Here is a 17,407-nt window from a genome sequence, read left to right on the forward strand (position 1 = left end):
GATCACGAAAGGCCCCGTCCATGCTCGATGAAAACAATGCGCAATGCCCCGTAGCCCGGGCGCTGGAGGTACTGGGAGACCGCTGGGCGCTGATGATCCTGCGCGACGCATTCGATGGGCTGCGGCGCTTCAGTGAATTCCAGAAGAACCTGGGGCTGGCGAAGAACATCCTCGCCTCACGGCTGAAGTGGCTGGTGGAGAGTGGGCTGCTGACGCTGCAACCGGCGTCGGATGGCAGTGCCTACAAGGAGTATGTGCTGACCGAGAAAGGGCGATCGGTGTTCCCGGTGGTGGTTGGCTTGAGGCAGTGGGGGGAGCGGTTTCTGTTCGAGGCGGGCGAGGTGCGTTCGGAGTTGGTGGATAGTGATACGGGGCAGGCGCTGGAAACACTGCAGGTGCGGGCCCGGGATGGGCGGGTGCTGGCGGCAGGGGATTGCCTGCGAAAAGTGGTGCGGCATGAGTGATTCTGGGGCTGCTGCGCAGCCCATCGCGACACAAGGCCGCTCCTACAGCTACCGCGCAACCTCGGCCTGGCGCGATCGCTGTAGGAGCGGCCTTGTGTCGCGATAGGGGCGCAAAGCGCCCCCAAGAATTTCAGCCCTTACCCAGAAGCCGCGACAAGCCCTCGACCATCGGCGTCGCCTGCGGAAACTCGAACCGCGCCAACAAGCGCTGGTTATCCGCCCGCGAATGGCGAATGTCACCCGAACGTGCCGCCACATAGCTGACCACCGGCAAGCTACCCACCACCTTCTCAAGTGCTGCCAGCAACTGGTTGAGCGAAGTGGCCTGGTTGAGGCCGATATTCACCGCGCCCTCCTCGACCTGCGGCTGCTCCAGCGCCTGCACCATCACCTGCACCAGGTCGCCCACGTAAAGGAAGTCCCGGGTCTGCTCACCATCACCGAACACGGTAATCGGCAAACCCTGCACAGCACGTTGGGAGAAGATGCTGATCACCCCGGAATACGGCGAGGACGGGTCCTGGCGCGGCCCGAAGATATTGAAGAAGCGGAACACCACCGGCTCCAGGCCATGCTGACGACGGTAGAAGTCCAGGTACTGCTCACTGGCCAGCTTGTCCACGGCGTAGGGGGTCAGCGGCGCCTTGGGAGTGTCTTCGGCAATCGACTCGCCTTCACCATTGTTGCCATACACCGCCGCACTGGAGGCGAACAGCACCCGGCGCAGCCCATGCACGCGCATGGCTTCGCACACGTTGAGGGTACCGATGAAATTGCTCTGGTGGGTCCGCACCGGGTCCTCGACCGAGGCCTGCACCGAGGCCACCGCTGCCAGGTGCACCACGGCACTGCAGCCAGCCGTAACCTGCGTAACCAGCTCGGCATCGGCGACATCGCCTTCAACCAGTTCCAGCCGAGGGTGGCCAACCTGCAGGTTGCCCCGCTGGCCAGTGGAGAAATCGTCGAGAATGCGTACGGCGTAGCCTTTCTCCAACAACGCATCGCACAGGTGGGAGCCAATAAAGCCGGCACCGCCGGTGATCAGGATGGGGGCGTCAGCCATGGCGGTAGAACCGGTCCAGTAGAGGCGGCAAGCCGGCGCGCCAGGCGCGCGGCTTGATGCCGAAGGTATGAAGGATTTTCTTGCAGGCCAGTACCGCGTGCTGCGGCTCTTCGCTGGCATCCGGCCGTGCGGCATGTGCCTGCGGCGTCGGCGCCTGCACGGCCAGCTGCCGGTACTGGCCTGCCTCGGCGAGGATCGCCTGGCCCAGCGCCAGCGGCGTGGTCGCCTCGTTGCCGGCGTAATGGTAGGTGCCCCACAGCGGCGCACTGCAATCGAGTTGTTTGAGCACCGACAGGATCACCCGGGCGGCGTCGTCGACCGGCGTAGGGTTGCCACGCCGGTCATCGGCCAGCAGCAGCTCCTGGGGTTGCTCGGCGCGGGTCAGGAAGCGGCCCAACGCCCCGTCGATGCTTTCGTCGAGCAGCCAACCAAAGCGCAACAGCACGTGTTGCGGGCAAGCCGCGCGAACGCTCTGCTCGATGCGCCACAGGGCCTGGCCACGCAGGCCCAGCGGTACCGGCTCGTCCTTTTCGCTGTAGGCCGTGGCCCGAGAACCATCGAACACCCGGTAGCTGGATGGCTGAACCAGGGTGATCTGGTGGTGCTGGCACAGCTCTGCCAACCGCTCCACAGCCCGCTCCTGCTGGGCCAGGCGCTGCTCGCTGACCGACTCGGCCTGGAACCAGTCGAAGTAATAGGCCAGGTTGACCAGTGCATCGGGACGATGATCGTCGAGCAGCTGGGTGAGGCTGGCCGGCGTCCAGCCGTTCTCGGGCGGGCGCGGAGCCAGGAATGCGATGTCCTCCTCGGCCCCAAGACGAATCAGCGCTTGCCCGAGGGCATTGCCACCACCCAACAGCATTAGGCGCATACGCATAGAGTCAGCAGATCCGGAGAGGTTGATTGAAGGAAAGGGGTCATTTTGCGGTTTCCGGGCGGGGAAGTCCAACACCGGACCCGTTCGATGCCACAGGCGGTAGTGATTTCAAAGTTCCACCGTTCAATACCGCAACACGCAGAAATCTCCTACGACATACCAGGAACGAGCTGACTTCCGCGCAACAGCACAACCGCATTGAATAGTTGACTCCCCCACTTGCCAGCCGGGGAGCTTCACAAAAACAAGTACAGGGAACGTTCAATGCCTCGTTCGGAAGTTGCATACCTGGATTTCAGCCCGGAGCAAAGCAAGGCCATAGCCTTTGCAAGCCAGACCATTGCTGACCTGGGTGGCCCAGAGGCCAAAGGAGTAGCACTTCAGGCTCGTATATTCGCCGATCAACTCGAGCAAGCCTTGAGCGTGGAACAGCGTGGGTTGCTACAACGCTTCAGTGAAGGCCAGCTATCTGCCTTGATGTACAGGCATATGCCTTGTGCCGACGAGCCAATACCAGAATATCTGCCCCACATTTCCGCCCTGGCGCAAAACCCACGCTGCCAATACCTTGCCTCACGCAATCAACTGCTGCTGGAGCTCGTGCGCCACCGCAGTTTCGCCTTCGATATAGATAACGAGGGTAAGCAGGTTCGCCTGGTGGGCAACTTCAAGGGCGGTGGCCGCATTCCGCGACTCGACGAAGATCCCTGCCTGAAAGTTGAAACCAGCTCGCATGCGGGCTTGCGCTTGGGGCCGCACACTGAAGCGCCTTACAACTGCTCGACAATTTCCAGCAACGCTCACTCCCCTGCTCCCTCTGCACTGATTCTGACTGCGCGCTGGAACCCCGCCAATGAACCTACGCATGTCTTCCCGCTCCGGGGAATCATTGAACGCTTGGGTAGCATGGGCACACTTGCACTGACTTCAGCGTCTTTCGACTTCACCCGCAGTGACTGCTTCGGTCACGGGCAAGGCAATGCAGGCAAAGCAGTTTCAATACTGCAATTCGAGCCAAATGGTGGTTTCTCTGTTCGTTACAATAGCTATCGCTTCAGTCTGAATGAACGCGCCTGCAGCGCTGCTGCGCGCGCTTTCGACTCCTTTCAAAAAATACTGGATACCACACAACCGTTGGCGTTTGTCCTGCAGCCTGACACCGCACTGCTGATCAACAACAGCCGAGCCTTGCACGGCCGCGACATGGTTCAGGACAACCGGCGCCTGCTTATCCGTCAATTCGGATATTCCCCCTTCGCCGAACCGCTGGTGCTCGCTGAAGACCCGCTGCTGGTGCGTGGCTGATCATAGGAAAACACGCAATGATCGAATTAGATTTAACGCTTGTTCTGACCCTCGCACTGGTGGCACTGATGGCCGGCTTTTTCGATGCTATCGCCGGTGGCGGGGGCCTGATCACGCTCCCGGTGTTGTTCATTGCCGGTATCGAACCCTTGGCGGCAATTGCCACCAACAAGTTCCAGGCGGCTTCGGCTACGGTTTCGGCTACGTGCGCCTTCGCCCGCAAAGGCATGATCGACTGGAGACAAGGCAGTCCAATGGCTGTCATGTCGTTTATCGGAGGGGCGTTGGGTGCCTTGTCGATAACTTACGTGCCCAAAAGCGTTCTGCAGGCGTGCGTTCCACCTCTGCTGATCCTGATAGCCGCCTACTTTGCCTTCAGTCCAAAGCCGAATGAACAAGCGCGCAAGGCAAAGATATCGACCAGCCTGTTCTGCATCACGGTTGCACCGATCATTGGCTTTTATGACGGGATCTTCGGCCCTGGCGTCGGCTCGTTCTTCATGCTGGCCTGCGTGATCCTCTTGGGCCAGCACTTGATACAAGCCGTGTGCACAAGCAAGCTTTTGAACGCAGCCTGTAACCTGGGCGCGTTGTCAGTCTTTTCACTGAGCGGGGCGATCATCTGGCCGCTGGCACTGGCAATGGCATTCGCTGCTTTTGTGGGGGCTCAACTGGGCGCACGCTGCGCAGTACACTTTGGCCCCCGTCTGATCAAGCCATTGCTGGTCTGTGTTTGCTGCATCATGGCAATCAAGTTGCTGCTCGACCCAGGCAACCCTGTTGGCGAGTGGTTACATCAACTTGTTCTCTGAAAAAAGCATCACTCGATTTCGAACAGACTGTTACGCAACGGCCCCACGCTGAGGCGCTCACGCACATCGTCATCTATGCGTGGATCATCCGGCTGGTACAGTTTTACCTGCCGGTAGACATTGATGCGATTGATCTCCTCTCCCAGGTAGTCCCACACAACCCGAGTGCAGGCCGGGTTTCGCCGGTCTCCGCTGGATACGCCGGCCTTCAGGCCGTTGAGGCGGGTAATGCGGCTTTTGAAACTGGGGATGAGGATAGTCTGGCTCATCTCGTTGAACGTCAGCGACTCGTAATCGACCAGGAACATCCGGTCCTGCAGCTGGAACGCCGCTCCCAGATAGCGGCAACGCACCTCGGCATGGGGGTTGGTGGCGCTGGAACGCTCCTGGCGTTCCTGGCGTTCGAAAAGGAACTGCCCGCGCTCCTCCCACAGGTGCACCAATGACACCAGGACCGTGCCCGGAACCGACATGCAGTTGGAATATTCCAGGTAGTAACCGCAATAGCGCGACAGGTTCCCCGCATGGGCGTGCAACGGACGGAACAGATCACTGATCGGGTCGCCAGGCTGCTCGGCCGGGGTCGACACGCGAGCACCGATCAGGCGGCTGAACTGCTCGGGTGGCAAATTCAATTCGTAATCTTCGACCCCGAAGAAATCGCCGATGCGCTTGAGGTTGTAGGCCGTCGGGCGGCTTTGCCCACTCAGGTACTTGTTGAACTGCGCGCGGTTGATCGACAGCTGGCGGCAAACTTCGGAGATAGAGCGGTAGTGGCTGCAGGCCAGTTTGAGGTTGGTAGCGAAATGATCGCTCATGACTCGGGACTCAGGTGACGCGAATGGCGCAATTGTAGCATCAAGTTGCACCAAATCAGAGCAACCCGCGAAATTGTAACCGCTCTTGTCATAGCCAACCATGCGCCCCACGAATAGCGGTGCGCCTGCCGTCCGCTGATCTTTCCACACGAACAATAAGAATCGAGGTCATTTTCCAATGCTCGAAGTACTCAACGATTTCCTCTCGGGGAAACTTCTCATTGTGCTGATCGTAGGGCTGGGTAGCTACTTCACTATCCGCTCCCGGTTCGTCCAGTTCCGCCACTTCGGCCACATGTTCGGTGTGTTCAAGGAATCGCTGCGTGGCCAGGCAGGCCAGCTGAGCTCCTTCCAGGCCCTGATGCTGAGCCTGGCTGGCCGCGTTGGTGCCGGTAACATCGCCGGTGTCGGCATTGCCGTGACCCTGGGTGGCCCGGGCGCCGTGTTCTGGATGTGGGTCACCGCACTGGTGGGTATGTCCAGCAGCTTCTTCGAATGCACCCTGGCCCAGGTCTACAAGCGCGCCGATGGCGACGGCCTGTACCGTGGTGGCCCGGCGTACTACATCCAGCACGGCCTGAAGCTGAAAAGCATGGCCATCGTGTTCTCGGTCCTGCTGCTGGTCACCTACGGCTTCGCCTTCATCGGCCTGCAGTCGTACACCGTGACTCACTCGCTGCAGAACGCCTTCGCCTTCGACCCCAAGCACACCGGCATCGTCCTCGCCGTGCTGCTGGCCATCACCTTCATCGGCGGTATCAAGCGCATCGCCGCGGTGTCGGACCTGCTGGTACCGGTCAAGACCCTGGCGTACATCGGCGTGACCCTGTACGTGATCGGCACCCAGATCGATCACGTGCCAGCCATGCTGGAAACCATCTTCAAGAGTGCCTTCGGCCTCGACCCGGCGTTCGGCGGCCTGCTCGGCAGCGCCATCGTCATGGGCGTGAAGCGTGGTGTGTTCGCCAACGAAGCGGGCCTGGGCAGTGCGCCAAACGTCGCAGCCGTGGCCGCCGTGAAACACCCGGGTGCGCAGGGCGTTGTCCAGGCATTCAGCGTGTTCCTCGACACCTTCGTGATCTGCACCTGCACCGCGCTGCTGATCCTGTTGTCGGGCTTCTACACCCCGGGCTTCGAAGGTGACGGCATCGTCCTGACCCAGAACTCGCTGGCCGCCGTGGTTGGTGACTGGGGCCGCGTGTTCGTCAGCGTGGCACTGTCGCTGTTCGTGTTCACCTGCATCCTCTACAACTACTACCTGGGCGAGAACAGCCTGCAATTCCTCAGCCGCAATCGTGTGGTACTGATGGTATTCCGTGGCCTGGTACTGGCGCTGGTTGTATGGGGCTCGTTGCAGGACCTGTCGACTGTGTTCGCCTTTGCCGATATCACCATGACCTGCCTGGCCTTCGTCAACCTGGTGGCCCTGGCCCTGCTGTTCAAGGTCGGCCTGCGGGTGATGCGCGACTACGACGACCAGCGCAAGGCGGGCGTCGACCAACCGGTGTTCGACTCGGCCAAGTTTGCCGACCTGGACCTGGATCGCAATGCCTGGCCTGCCAATCCGCAGGCGGAAACAGCCACTGACAAAGCAGTCGGCGAAGTCCAGACGCAGCGCTGATATTCTCCCCTGCCAGCCGCCCCGTCCGTGGGCGGCTTACCTTCTTCCGCTCACCGCTACGGATACTTCCCATGCGAGCAGTAAAGAATCTCCTCGTGCTCTATACCGGGGGCACCATCGGCATGCTCGAAACCCCCGAAGGCCTGGCGCCGGCCGGTGGCTTCGAAGCACGCATGCGCGAACACTTTGCCCAGTTGGCCGATGCACCCCAGGTGCAATGGACCTTGCAGGAACTGAACCCGCTGCTCGACAGCGCCAACATGCAACAGCACAACTGGCTGGCGATGCGCGATGCAATCGTCGCAGCGGTAGAGGTGGCTGGCCATGATGGCGTGCTCGTACTGCATGGTACCGACAGCCTGGCCTACAGCGCCGCGGCGTTGTCGTTCCTGCTGCTGGGCCTGCCGGTGCCAGTGCTGCTGACCGGCTCGATGCTGCCTGCAGGTAGCGCGGACAGCGACGCCTGGGGCAACTTGTGCGGCGCACTGCGCCAGTTCGAACAAGGGCTGGAAGATGGCGTGCAACTGTACTTCCATGGGCAGCTGCTGCATGGCTGCCGGGCGTCGAAGCTGCGCAGCGAGGCGTTCGATGCCTTTGCCGCGCTGCCGCGCCATCGTGACAGTGAGCGCGCAACGGCGATCCCTGCCGAGCTTGGCTACAAGCACCCGCGCCAGCCGGTCAACCTGGCGATAGTGCCGGTGTTCCCGGGCCTGCAGGCCGGGCACTTGCAGGCACTGCTGGGCAGCGGCGTGCAGGGTTTGCTGCTGGAGTGCTACGGCAGCGGTACCGGGCCGTCGGATGACCAGGCGTTGCTGGATGCGCTGAGCGCGGCACGCCAGCGGGGTGTGATGCTGGCAGCTATCAGCCAGTGCCCTGAGGGGTCGGTGGTGTTCGATACCTATGCGGCGGGTAACCGCTTGCGCGGGGCCGGGCTGGTCAGTGGCGGGGGCATGACCCGGGAGGCGGCGCTGGCCAAGATGGTTGCGTTGCTGGGGGCCGGGCTGGATGTCGACACGGCGGAGCGGTGGTTTGCCCTGGATCTGTGTGGGGAACGGGCCTGAGTGTTGCCTGGTCTGGCCCTATCGCCGGCAAGCCAGCTCCCACAGGGATAACACAAGGCCTGAGGCCTGTGGAGTACCTGTGGGAGCTGGCTTGCCGGCGATAGGGCCCTGACAGGCAAAGGAAAATGGCGGAAGGCAGCGGGAGTCGAACCTGCCCGGGAACGGCTGCCGTCCCCAACCGGGTTTGAAGCCCGGCCGCGCCACCGGGCGCGATTGCCTTCCTTGAACTCAGTGCCTGGCCTGCTGCTGGGCCAGGGCGCTGTCGGCGCGAATGTGACGCTGATCGGCCACCCTCCGGGTCAGGCCGATGCGGTCGAAGTACTCCAGAATCTGTACACTGCGCTTGCGACCGATGCCCAACATATCGCGAAACGCGGCAACCTGCACTATCGGCGTTTCACTGGCCTGCCCCAGCAGCAGCTCTGCCATGCGCTGTAGCGTCGCCTCGGGGTAGAACAGGTCGCGCACCACCTGGTGCACCAGGCCCAACCGGGCCAGCTTGCGCAGCAACAGGCGCACATCGGCTTCGGCACAATTTTCCTCGCTCGCCAGCGTCCGGACCCAGGGCGGATCGTATTGCCCCGCCAGCAACTTCGGTTGCAGACTCGCCCATAATGCACTGTCGGCTTCGCTCAACTGCACCTTGTGATCGGGCAGGTGCAGCCAAGGCCCGCTGCTGGCAATGGCGCCGTCTTCGAGCAACTCATCCAGCAGGCTGACAAAAGCGGGCCGCTCCAGCGGCAAGGCAGCAAAGCGGCGCAGGCGGTCGCGGTCCGGGCCGAGCTGGTCGGGCTCCTGTTCATGGAACCGCACCAACTGCTCCAGCACCTGGCGCTTGAGCGACTGCCACCGGACACTGGCAAACAGCAGTTGGCCCTGCCGCGTGGCCACCACCAGCACATCTTCCGGCAACTGCCAGGTTTCGCGCAGGCGATTGAACTGCCGTTCCAGACGTTGCGGGTCGATCCCCCCGGGTGCGCTGGCAAGCAGTGCCGGCAAGGCCTGCTCCAGGTCCTCGGCATCACGCAGCACCTGCAATTGGCGCAGGCGCTCATCACTGCGACGCTGACGGCTTGGCGCGAACGGATCGAGTACCTTGCCGCCCCCCAGTGTGCGCTGGGCACGCTGATCGCGCAGCACCAAGCGGTCGCCGTGTACCGCCTGCAGCGGCGCGTTGAGCAGCAACTGGGCGAACATGCGCTGGCCTGCCACCAAGGTTTCACCCTCGAGCAAGGCTACCCGGGCCGTTACATCCTGGGTGCCCAGGTGCACGTGCACAGCGCTGAAATGCTCGAAGGTACGGGTCTCGCCCGGCAACAGGTTCAGCTCGATATCCACCCGCACGCTAGGCGCATGCAGCCACTCGGGCACTAGCCAGTCCCCCCGGCGCACCTGCTCCACCGCCAGGCGTTCGGCAGCAATGTTCAGTGCCACCCGCTGGCCCGCTTCGGCCACCAGTGCGGCCTGGTTCTGCGCATGCAGGCCACGCACCCGCACCGGTTTGCCGGCCTTGCCCAGTAACAAGGTGTCACCGGCACTGACCCGCCCGGCCAGCGCCGTGCCCGTGACCACCACACCCGCACCGGTAACGGCAAAGGCGCGGTCGACGGCCAGGCGGAAACCGCCGCGCACGCTGCGCTGGCACACGCGCTGTTGCGCGGCCAGCAAGGCCTGGCGCAAGGCATCGATACCTTCGCCGGTCACACTGGACAACGGAAACTGCCGCGCACCGGCATATGGGCCCGGCGCGAGAAGTTCGCTGACCTGTGCCTGCACTTCGGCCAGGCGGGCCGGCTCTACACGGTCGCATTTGCTGATCGCCACCAGGGCTTGTGGGATGCCCAGCAACTCGATGATCGCCAGGTGCTCGCGGGTTTGAGGCATCACCCCGTCGTCGGCCGCGACTACCAGCAGCACCAGATCGATACCATGGGCGCCGGCCAGCATGTTGTGGATAAAGCGCTCGTGACCGGGCACGTCGATGAAGCCGGTCAGCGCTGCGCCCTCGGTCAACGCCGCATAGCGATAGCCAAGGTCGATGGTCATGCCACGGGCGCGCTCCTCCTGGCGCTGGTCACCGGCCTGGCCGGTCAGGGCCTGGAGCAGTGCGGTCTTGCCGTGGTCGATGTGGCCGGCGGTACCAACGATCACTGTACCGGCCCCAATTGCAGGGTGGGCAACTGAGCCAGCCACTGGGCCTCGTCATCCAGTTGGCGCAGGTCCAGCCACAGGGCGTCATCGTCGATTCGGCCGAGCACTGGCACGGGCAGACCGCGCAAGGCGCGCTCCAGTACATGCAGGCTGCGCCCGCGCAACTTCTTCGACACCTGCGGGCGCAGGCACAATGCCGCGCTTGGCAGGCGGGCCACCGGTTGGCTGCCACTGCCAATCATGCCCAACGCCGGCTCCACACTGACCGCCCATTGCTCGCCGAGCCGGGCTTTGATTTCAGGGGCCAGGCGCTCGGCCTGGGCCTGGATTTCGGCCTGACTGCGGGTCAGCAGGCGCAGGCTGGGCAGGCGCTCGGCCAGGCGGTCGGGGTTGCGGTACAACGCCAGCACCGCTTCGAGTGCGGCAAGGGTGATCTTGTCGACCCGCAGCGCGCGCTTGAGCGGGTTCTTCTTGATTCTGGCGATCAGCTCCTTGCGCCCGACGATGATTCCGGCTTGCGGCCCGCCCAGCAGTTTGTCGCCGCTGAAGGTGACGATATCGGCGCCGTCAGCCAGGGCCTGACGCACAGTAGGCTCGGCGGGCAGGCCCCAGCGGGTAAGGTCAAGCAGGCTGCCGCTGCCAAGGTCTTCAAGCAACGGCAAGTCATGTTGGTGGGCGATACGCGCCAGCTCGGCGGTGGGCACCTGGGTAGTGAAGCCCTGAATGCTGTAGTTGCTGCAATGCACCCGCATCAGCAGGCCCGTACGCGGGCTGATGGCGGCCTCGTAGTCACGGGCATGGGTGCGGTTGGTGGTGCCGACTTCGTGCAGCTTCACGCCGGCGCGGGCCATGATGTCGGGGATGCGGAAGGCACCGCCGATCTCGATCAGTTCACCGCGTGAGATGATCCCCTCCTTGCGCGCACCCAGGCTGTTGAGCGCCAGCAGCACGGCGGCGGCGTTGTTGTTGACCACGGTGACGGCTTCGGCGCCTGTCAGCTCGCGGATCAGGCCCTCGATCAGATCGTCACGGTCGCCGCGCTTGCCGGTGGCCAGGTCGAATTCCAGGTTGAGCGGGTAGCGGGCGGCGGTCTGCATGGCCTCGATGGCCTCCTCTGGCAACAGGGCGCGGCCGAGGTTGGTGTGCAACACGGTGCCGGTGAGGTTGAACACTCGGCGGACCTGGCTGCGTTGCTGGGTGGCCAAGCGTTCGCCAGTGCGGCCCAGCAGGACTTCAGCGGCCAGTTCGGCGGTGCTGAGCTGGCCGGTGCGGGCGGGGTCGCGCAGGTCGTCGAGCAGTTGCCGCAGGGTGGCGAGGACCGCGTCGCGACCGTGGCGGTCGATCAGCGGGAGGCAGGCTGGGTGGCGCAAAAGGGTGTCGATGGAGGGCAGGCGTGGGGTGTCGCTGGCTAGGCTGGAGGACATGCGGTACTACCTTGGACTGATCCGTTGTCTGTACTGGCCTCTCGCGGGTAAACCCGCTCCTACAAGGGCCGCGCAAGCCTCAAAAGCTGCGCGGGCCCTGTGGGAGCGGGTTTACCCGCGAAGAAGGCGACTCGGTCTTACAGTGTAGACACTCTCCATTACCCGGGTGCGAGCATCAGGTTCGGTGCCAACCGATGGAAGCCCTCCTCGTCCAGGCGAATGTCCAGTGCCAGGCTGGCCAGGTCATCGGCCAGCGGCTCGGCCGCCGCGTCGTTTTCCAGGTAGTTCTGCTTCAGGTAGCTCTCGCACTCCGGGCAGCACTCCGCCCGTAGCGGCGCCTTGCCCGGCGCATGGCGGTCATCGTCAAGGCTGGTATAGCGCAGGTCCTTGCTCGACTCGCAGTACACGCATTTGACCCGCACCACGTGCCATTCGCAGGCACACAGCGAACAAGCCAGGTAGCGCAGGCCATTGTGCTTGCCGCGGTTGCGCACCACCCCGGCCATCGCCGGCGAACCGCAGGCCGGGCACTGGGCCAGGCTGTCGGCGGGCTTGAGCTCTGGCGCGGGCAGCGCCAGCAACCAGCTGGACCAGGCCGCCTGCAAGGCCGCCCCAATGAACGGCACCAGTGCTGCGGGCACTGCGTCGTACTGGCCGGCGAGCAAGGCGATGCCCCAACCCTTGCGTTGATGGTCGTCACTGCTGCGCAGGGTTTGCAGCGCCTCCCCCAACGGACCGCTGGTGTCCGCGTCGAGATGCTCGAGCAAGGACAGCAACCAGACCAGCCATGGCCCTTCACGCACCAGGCTGTCCGCCGCCAGTGGCGGCAAACCATGACTTATGCACAGGCGCTGACGCTCCTCTGCCACCGGCATGCCAGCGGGCGGGTTATCCACAAGCTGCTGCTGGATACGGCACAAACGAGCCACCAGCTTCAGGTATTCGCCAAGGGCATTGCCCTCAGCCAGCTGCTCCAGACGCGCGGCGCGCAGTTCGAACAGGTTGGCGGGGGGCAGGTGCAGAAACGGCGGCATCACTGCCGACGCTTCGATCTGCCCGGGTTCGAGTATCGTGCTCAAGCGCTCATCCTTCTTTTCGTCCGTGATTGCCCGGCGTCTTGTCACCAGTCACTTCGCGGTACCACAACTCATGGTGCTTGCGCGCCCAGGCGCGGCTGACCCAGCCATGCAGCATGGCGCCGATCGAGCCCTTGATCCAGATACCGGCGTAGATGTGCACGATGATGCTGAGGATCAGCACGAACGCCGCCAGGGCGTGGAGCAGCGTAGACAGGCGAATGACCTCGATGCCGAACAAATGGCTGAAGTATGCGCGCCAGATCACCACGCCGCTGACCAGCAGAACCAGCATGCACACCAGCAGGGTCCAGAACAACAGCTTCTGCCCGGCGTTGTACTTGCCGATCGGTGGCACACCCTCCTCCTTGTTGAGCATCACCCGGTCCACCCGGCGCAGCCACAGTCGGTCATTGGCAGTGATGAAATTAGCGCGCCAGAAACGCAGCACCAGGCCGAGGAAGAACACGAACATCGCCACCCCGAGGAAGGGGTGCAGGATGCGTGTCCAGGGCCCACCGCCGAACAGGTTGCTGAGCCAGAACAGCGCCGGATGGAACAGCGCCAGCCCCGACAGGCCAGCCAGGATGAACAGGATCGCGACGACCCAGTGATTGCTGCGCTCGTTGGCGTTGTAGCGCAGGATGGGTTTGTTGTCGTTCATGGTCGCTGCTCCCCTTGCCCACCGGGCTTGGTCGGATCATAGACATGGACCGACGGGTCCACCTGGTGCACGCTTTCATCCGCAGGTGCCGGGTGTTCGTCCTCCTCCACCCGCTGTGGCCCTACCCGCACATAGTGGAAGAACCCGGCCAGCACCGCAGCCCCCATGGCCAGCAGCGCCAGCGGCTTGGTAAAGCCCTTCCACAGCCCCACCAGCGGGCTGATCACCGGCTGGTCCGGCAGGCCGGCGTACAGCTTCGGTGTGTCGGCATGGTGCAGCACATACATCACGTGGGTGCCACCGACGCCGTCCGGGTCGTACAGCCCGGCCTTGTCGTAGCCCCGCGACTTGAGGTCGACGACGCGCTCGGCGGCATGCACCTTCATCTCATCCTTCGTGCCGAACACGATCGCCCCGGTCGGGCAGGTTTTCACGCAGGCCGGCTCCAGGCCCACGGTTACGCGGTCGGAACACAGGGTGCACTTGTACGCCTTGTGGTCCTTCTGCGAAATACGCGGGATATTGAACGGGCAACCGGTGATGCAGTACCCACAACCGATGCAGTGGTCCTGGTTGAAGTCGACGATGCCGTTGGCGTGCTTGATGATTGCTCCCGGGCTTGGGCACGCCTTCAGGCAACCTGGCTCGGCGCAGTGCATGCAGCCATCCTTGCGAATCAGCCACTCCAGGTTGCCGTCGTCGCGCTCGTGCTCGGTAAAGCGCATCAGGGTCCAGGTCTCGGCAGTGAGGTCCTGGGGGTTGTCGTAGGTGCCGTGGTTGTGGCCGACCTCGTCACGCAGTTCGTTCCACTCCGAACACGCCACCTGGCAGGCCTTGCAGCCGATGCACTTGGTGGTGTCGATCAGCTTGGCGACTTCCTGCTGCTGGCGTACCGAAGGCGGTACGGTGGTGGTGGCCGAGCGGGCGATGATGTCTTGGCTGGCCATCAGAGTTTCTCCACTTTGACGAGGAACGACTTGGACTCTGGCGTCTGGGTATTGCCGTCACCCAGGAAAGGCACCAGGGTGTTGGTCAGGTAGCCATGCCGCGTAGCCCCGGTGAAGCCCCAGTGCAGCGGGATGCCGATCTGGTGCACGGTCTGGTTATTGACCTGGAGCGGGCGAATCCGCTTGGTCACTACCGCCACCGCATCGATGTGTCCGCGCTTGCTCGATACCCGCACCCGGTCGCCGGCCTTGATACCTTTCTCGTTGGCCAGCACCTCGCCGATTTCGACGAACTGCTCGGGCTGGGCAATGGCGTTGAGCCGGCAATGCTTGCTCCAGAAGTGGAAGTGCTCGGTCAGCCTGTACGTGGTCGCCGCGTACGGGAACTCGTCGTGCTTGCCGAGGGTGTCCCACACCGAGTCGAATACCCGCCCGGCCGGGTTACTGGTGGCCTTCTTGTTCTGCGGGTGCAGCGGGTTGATGCCAATCGGCGTCTCGAACGGCTCGTAGTGCTCGGGGAACGGGCCTTCGGCCATCTTGTCGATGGCGAAGAACCGCGCCACGCCTTCGGGGTTCATGATGAACGGGTTCATCCCCGCCTCGGGCGGCGAGTCGACCTTGAAGTCGGGCACATCGGTCCCGGTCCAGGCCTTGCCGTTCCACCACACCAGGCGCTTCTTCTCCGGGTCCCACGGCTTGCCTTGCGGGTCGCTGGAGGCACGGTTGTAGAGGATGCGGCGGTTGGCCGGCCAGGCCCAGGCCCAGTTCTGCACTTGGTGCATGCCGTACGGGTCGCTGTTGTCACGGCGAGCCATCTGGTTACCCTGCTCGGTCCAGCTGCCGGAGAAGATCCAGCAACCGGACGCAGTGCTGCCGTCGTCCTTGAGCTGGCCAAAGCCCGCCAGTTGCTGGCCGGCCTTGAGCACTGCGCCAGTCGGATCGGTGACGTCCGTCACCGCCCAGCCGTTCATTTCCTTGGCCAGCTCCTCCGGGGATGGCTCTTCAGGGACCTTGTATGGCCAGTTGATGTTCATCAGCGCGTCAGGATAGGCGCCGCCTTCGGCCTGGTAGCGTCGGCGCAGGCGCAGGAACAGCTCGCTCATGATGTGAACGTCGGTGCGGGTCTCGCCCGGGCCGTCGGCGCCCTTCCAGTGCCACTGCAGCCAGCGGCTGCTGTTGACCAGCGAGCCGTCTTCCTCGGCAAAGCAGGTAGTGGGCAGGCGGATCACTTCGGTCTGGATGTTGGCCGTATCGACATCGTTGAACGGCCCGGCGTTGCGCCAGAACTCCGAGGTCTCGGTGGCCAGCGGGTCCATGATCACCAGCCACTTGAGTTTGCTCAGGGCGGCAGTGACACGGTTCTTGTCCGGCAGCGCGGCAATCGGGTTGAAACCTTGGCACATGTAGCCGTTTACCTTGCCCTGGCCCATCATCTCGAACATGCGCAGCACGTCGTAGGCCGGCACATCGAGCTTGGGCAGCCAGTCGTAGCCCCAGTTGTTCTCCGCCGTGGCATTGGCGCCGTACCACGCCTTCATCAGGCTGACATGGAACTTGCCGTAGTTCTGCCAGTACGACAGTTGGCCAGGACGCAGTGGCTTGGAGGCGCGCTTGTCGATATAGGCGGCATAGTCCTGCTCGGCATCGCCGGCAAGGGTCAAGTAACCCGGCAACGAGTTGGACAGCAGGCCGAGGTCGGTCAGGCCCTGGATGTTGGAGTGCCCGCGTAAGGCATTGACCCCGCCACCCGGCATGCCGACGTTGCCCAGCAGCAACTGCACCATGGCCGCACTGCGGATGATCTGTGCGCCGATCGAGTGCTGCGTCCAGCCAAGCGCATAGAGGATCGTCATGGTCTTGCCCGGTACCGAGCAGGTGGCGATCTCTTCCCAGATCTTCAACATGGCGTCCTGCGGCATGCCACAGGTCATGCTTGCCAGTTCCGGTGTATAGCGGCTGTAGTGCTGCTTCATCAGCTGGAACACGCAGCGCGGGTGCTGCAGCGTCGGGTCGACCTTGGCAAAGCCGTCTTCACCCAGCTCGTAACCCCAGCCGGACTTGTCGGAATACACGCGCTTGGCCTCGTCGTACCCGCTGAACAGGCCATCCTCGAAGCCATAGTTCTCTTTGACGATGAACGACACATCGGTGTAGTTGCGCACGTACTCGTGCTGGATCTTGTCATTGCTCAGCAAGTAATTGATCAACCCGCCCATGAAGGCGATGTCGGTACCGGTACGAATCGGTGCGTAGTAGTCGGCCACCGAAGCGGTACGGGTAAACCGCGGGTCGACCACGATCAGCCGCGCCTTGTTGTGCGCCTTGGCCTCGGTCACCCACTTGAAGCCGCACGGATGCGCTTCTGCTGCGTTGCCACCCATCACCAGGACCAGATTCGCATTGGCGATATCGGACCAGTGGTTGGTCATGGCGCCACGGCCGTACGTCGGGGCAAGACTTGCCACCGTCGGGCCATGTCAGACACGAGCCTGGTTATCGAACCCCAGCATGCCTGTTGCGCGGATGACCTTGTGGGTCAGGTAGCCGGCCTCGCTGGAGGCGGCGGAAGCAGCAAGAAAGCCGGTGGTGAGCCAGCGGTTGACCGTTTGCCCCTGGGCGTTCTTTTCGATGAAGTTGGCGTCGCGGTCCTGCTTCATCAGGTCGGCAACGCGATCGAGCGCCTCGTCCCAGCTGACCCGCACCCACTCCTTGCTGCCCGGCTTGCGTACCTCGGGGTACTGCAGGCGGCTCGGGCTGTGGATGAAGTCCAGCAGGCCAGCGCCTTTCGGGCAGAGGGTGCCGCGGTTGACTGGGTGGTCGGCGTCACCTTCGATATGGATGATGTTCTGTTTGACGTTCTTGCCCGCATCGCCCTGGCTGTACATGATCAGGCCGCAGCCGACCGAGCAGTAAGGGCAGGTGTTACGGGTTTCCTTGGTATGCGCCAGCTTGAAGTGACGCACCTGCTCGGCGAATGCGGGTGTCGGGGCCATGCCCAACGCCGCAAGGCTCGAGCCTCCAAGGCCGACGGCGGCGACCTTGAAGAACTGCCGACGGTTCAGGTCCATCGTGCACTCCTGATCAGGTGGTGGACGCACGGAACATGGCCGGCGCCTCTTGGTAG

14 protein-coding genes and 1 tRNA gene are annotated in these 17,407 nt (G+C 63.4%); 5 read left to right on the top strand and 10 right to left on the bottom strand.

Going from position 1 to position 17,407, the window contains the following annotated elements:
- The first annotated feature begins 20 nt into the window (after nucleotides 1-20).
- Nucleotides 21-464: a winged helix-turn-helix transcriptional regulator gene (locus IMX18_RS21800; protein ID WP_013970662.1), complete on the top strand. Its 444-nt coding sequence runs from the start codon at nucleotides 21-23 to the stop codon at nucleotides 462-464.
- A gap of 130 nt (nucleotides 465-594) precedes the next feature.
- On the opposite strand, the gene IMX18_RS21805 is transcribed toward IMX18_RS21800, so the two are convergent.
- On the bottom strand, nucleotides 595-1,527 hold the full coding sequence (locus IMX18_RS21805; RefSeq protein ID WP_100413295.1) for an NAD-dependent epimerase/dehydratase family protein: 933 nt from the start codon (nucleotides 1,525-1,527) through the stop codon (nucleotides 595-597).
- Nucleotides 1,520-2,404, bottom strand: coding sequence for a sugar nucleotide-binding protein (locus IMX18_RS21810; protein ID WP_024086179.1), 885 nt, complete (start codon nucleotides 2,402-2,404; stop codon nucleotides 1,520-1,522). The genes IMX18_RS21805 and IMX18_RS21810 overlap by 8 nt, the downstream gene beginning before the upstream one ends.
- Nucleotides 2,405-2,668: 264 nt before the next feature.
- Here IMX18_RS21810 and IMX18_RS21815 point away from each other — a divergent pair, with 264 nt between their 5' ends.
- Both IMX18_RS21815 and IMX18_RS21820 read left to right on the top strand, forming a co-directional pair.
- Nucleotides 2,669-3,709, top strand: a complete 1,041-nt coding sequence (locus tag IMX18_RS21815) for a Fe(II)-2OG oxygenase family protein (RefSeq protein WP_137137872.1) — start codon at nucleotides 2,669-2,671, stop codon at nucleotides 3,707-3,709.
- A 17-nt stretch (nucleotides 3,710-3,726) separates the two neighbouring features.
- Entirely contained in the window at nucleotides 3,727-4,521 is a 795-nt protein-coding gene (locus IMX18_RS21820; protein WP_013970658.1) for a TSUP family transporter, read from the top strand.
- A gap of 8 nt (nucleotides 4,522-4,529) precedes the next feature.
- Here IMX18_RS21820 and IMX18_RS21825 read toward each other — a convergent pair whose 3' ends face one another.
- Nucleotides 4,530-5,339, bottom strand: a complete 810-nt coding sequence (locus IMX18_RS21825) for a helix-turn-helix domain-containing protein (protein ID WP_015268762.1) — start codon at nucleotides 5,337-5,339, stop codon at nucleotides 4,530-4,532.
- Nucleotides 5,340-5,517: 178 nt separating this feature from the next.
- Here IMX18_RS21825 and IMX18_RS21830 point away from each other — a divergent pair, with 178 nt between their 5' ends.
- Nucleotides 5,518-6,960 carry an alanine/glycine:cation symporter family protein gene (locus IMX18_RS21830; protein WP_054572945.1) on the top strand — a complete coding sequence of 481 codons (1,443 nt, stop codon included), beginning with the start codon at nucleotides 5,518-5,520 and terminating at the stop codon, nucleotides 6,958-6,960.
- A 71-nt stretch (nucleotides 6,961-7,031) separates the two neighbouring features.
- Entirely contained in the window at nucleotides 7,032-8,021 is a 990-nt protein-coding gene (locus IMX18_RS21835) for an asparaginase (RefSeq protein ID WP_015268761.1), read from the top strand.
- 126 nt (nucleotides 8,022-8,147) lie between these two features.
- Here the strand turns inward: IMX18_RS21835 and IMX18_RS21840 are convergent.
- From IMX18_RS21840 to fdnG, 7 genes are all read right to left on the bottom strand, one after another.
- Nucleotides 8,148-8,243, bottom strand: a tRNA-Sec gene (locus IMX18_RS21840).
- Nucleotides 8,244-8,249: 6 nt separating this feature from the next.
- Nucleotides 8,250-10,172, bottom strand: coding sequence for a selenocysteine-specific translation elongation factor (gene selB / locus IMX18_RS21845; RefSeq protein WP_217190812.1), 1,923 nt, complete (start codon nucleotides 10,170-10,172; stop codon nucleotides 8,250-8,252).
- On the bottom strand, nucleotides 10,169-11,596 hold the full coding sequence (selA, locus tag IMX18_RS21850) for an L-seryl-tRNA(Sec) selenium transferase (protein ID WP_085721419.1): 1,428 nt from the start codon (nucleotides 11,594-11,596) through the stop codon (nucleotides 10,169-10,171). The genes selB and selA overlap by 4 nt, the downstream gene beginning before the upstream one ends.
- Before the next feature lie 158 nt (nucleotides 11,597-11,754).
- The gene (gene fdhE, locus IMX18_RS21855) at nucleotides 11,755-12,675 is read right to left on the bottom strand and encodes a formate dehydrogenase accessory protein FdhE (protein ID WP_217190813.1); all 921 of its coding nucleotides are present in this window, start codon (nucleotides 12,673-12,675) and stop codon (nucleotides 11,755-11,757) included.
- Nucleotides 12,676-12,679: 4 nt separating this feature from the next.
- Nucleotides 12,680-13,336, bottom strand: a complete 657-nt coding sequence (locus tag IMX18_RS21860) for a formate dehydrogenase subunit gamma (protein ID WP_100413299.1) — start codon at nucleotides 13,334-13,336, stop codon at nucleotides 12,680-12,682.
- Nucleotides 13,333-14,283 carry a formate dehydrogenase subunit beta gene (gene fdxH / locus IMX18_RS21865; protein WP_054572947.1) on the bottom strand — a complete coding sequence of 317 codons (951 nt, stop codon included), beginning with the start codon at nucleotides 14,281-14,283 and terminating at the stop codon, nucleotides 13,333-13,335. Before fdxH ends, IMX18_RS21860 begins: the two co-directional genes overlap by 4 nt.
- Nucleotides 14,283-17,351, bottom strand: a complete 3,069-nt coding sequence (gene fdnG / locus IMX18_RS21870; protein WP_137108957.1) for a formate dehydrogenase-N subunit alpha — start codon at nucleotides 17,349-17,351, stop codon at nucleotides 14,283-14,285. Before fdnG ends, fdxH begins: the two co-directional genes overlap by 1 nt.
- Between the last annotated feature and the right edge of the window lie 56 nt (nucleotides 17,352-17,407).

Source organism: Pseudomonas shirazica, assembly GCF_015168335.1.
Lineage (GTDB): Bacteria > Pseudomonadota > Gammaproteobacteria > Pseudomonadales > Pseudomonadaceae > Aquipseudomonas > Aquipseudomonas asiatica.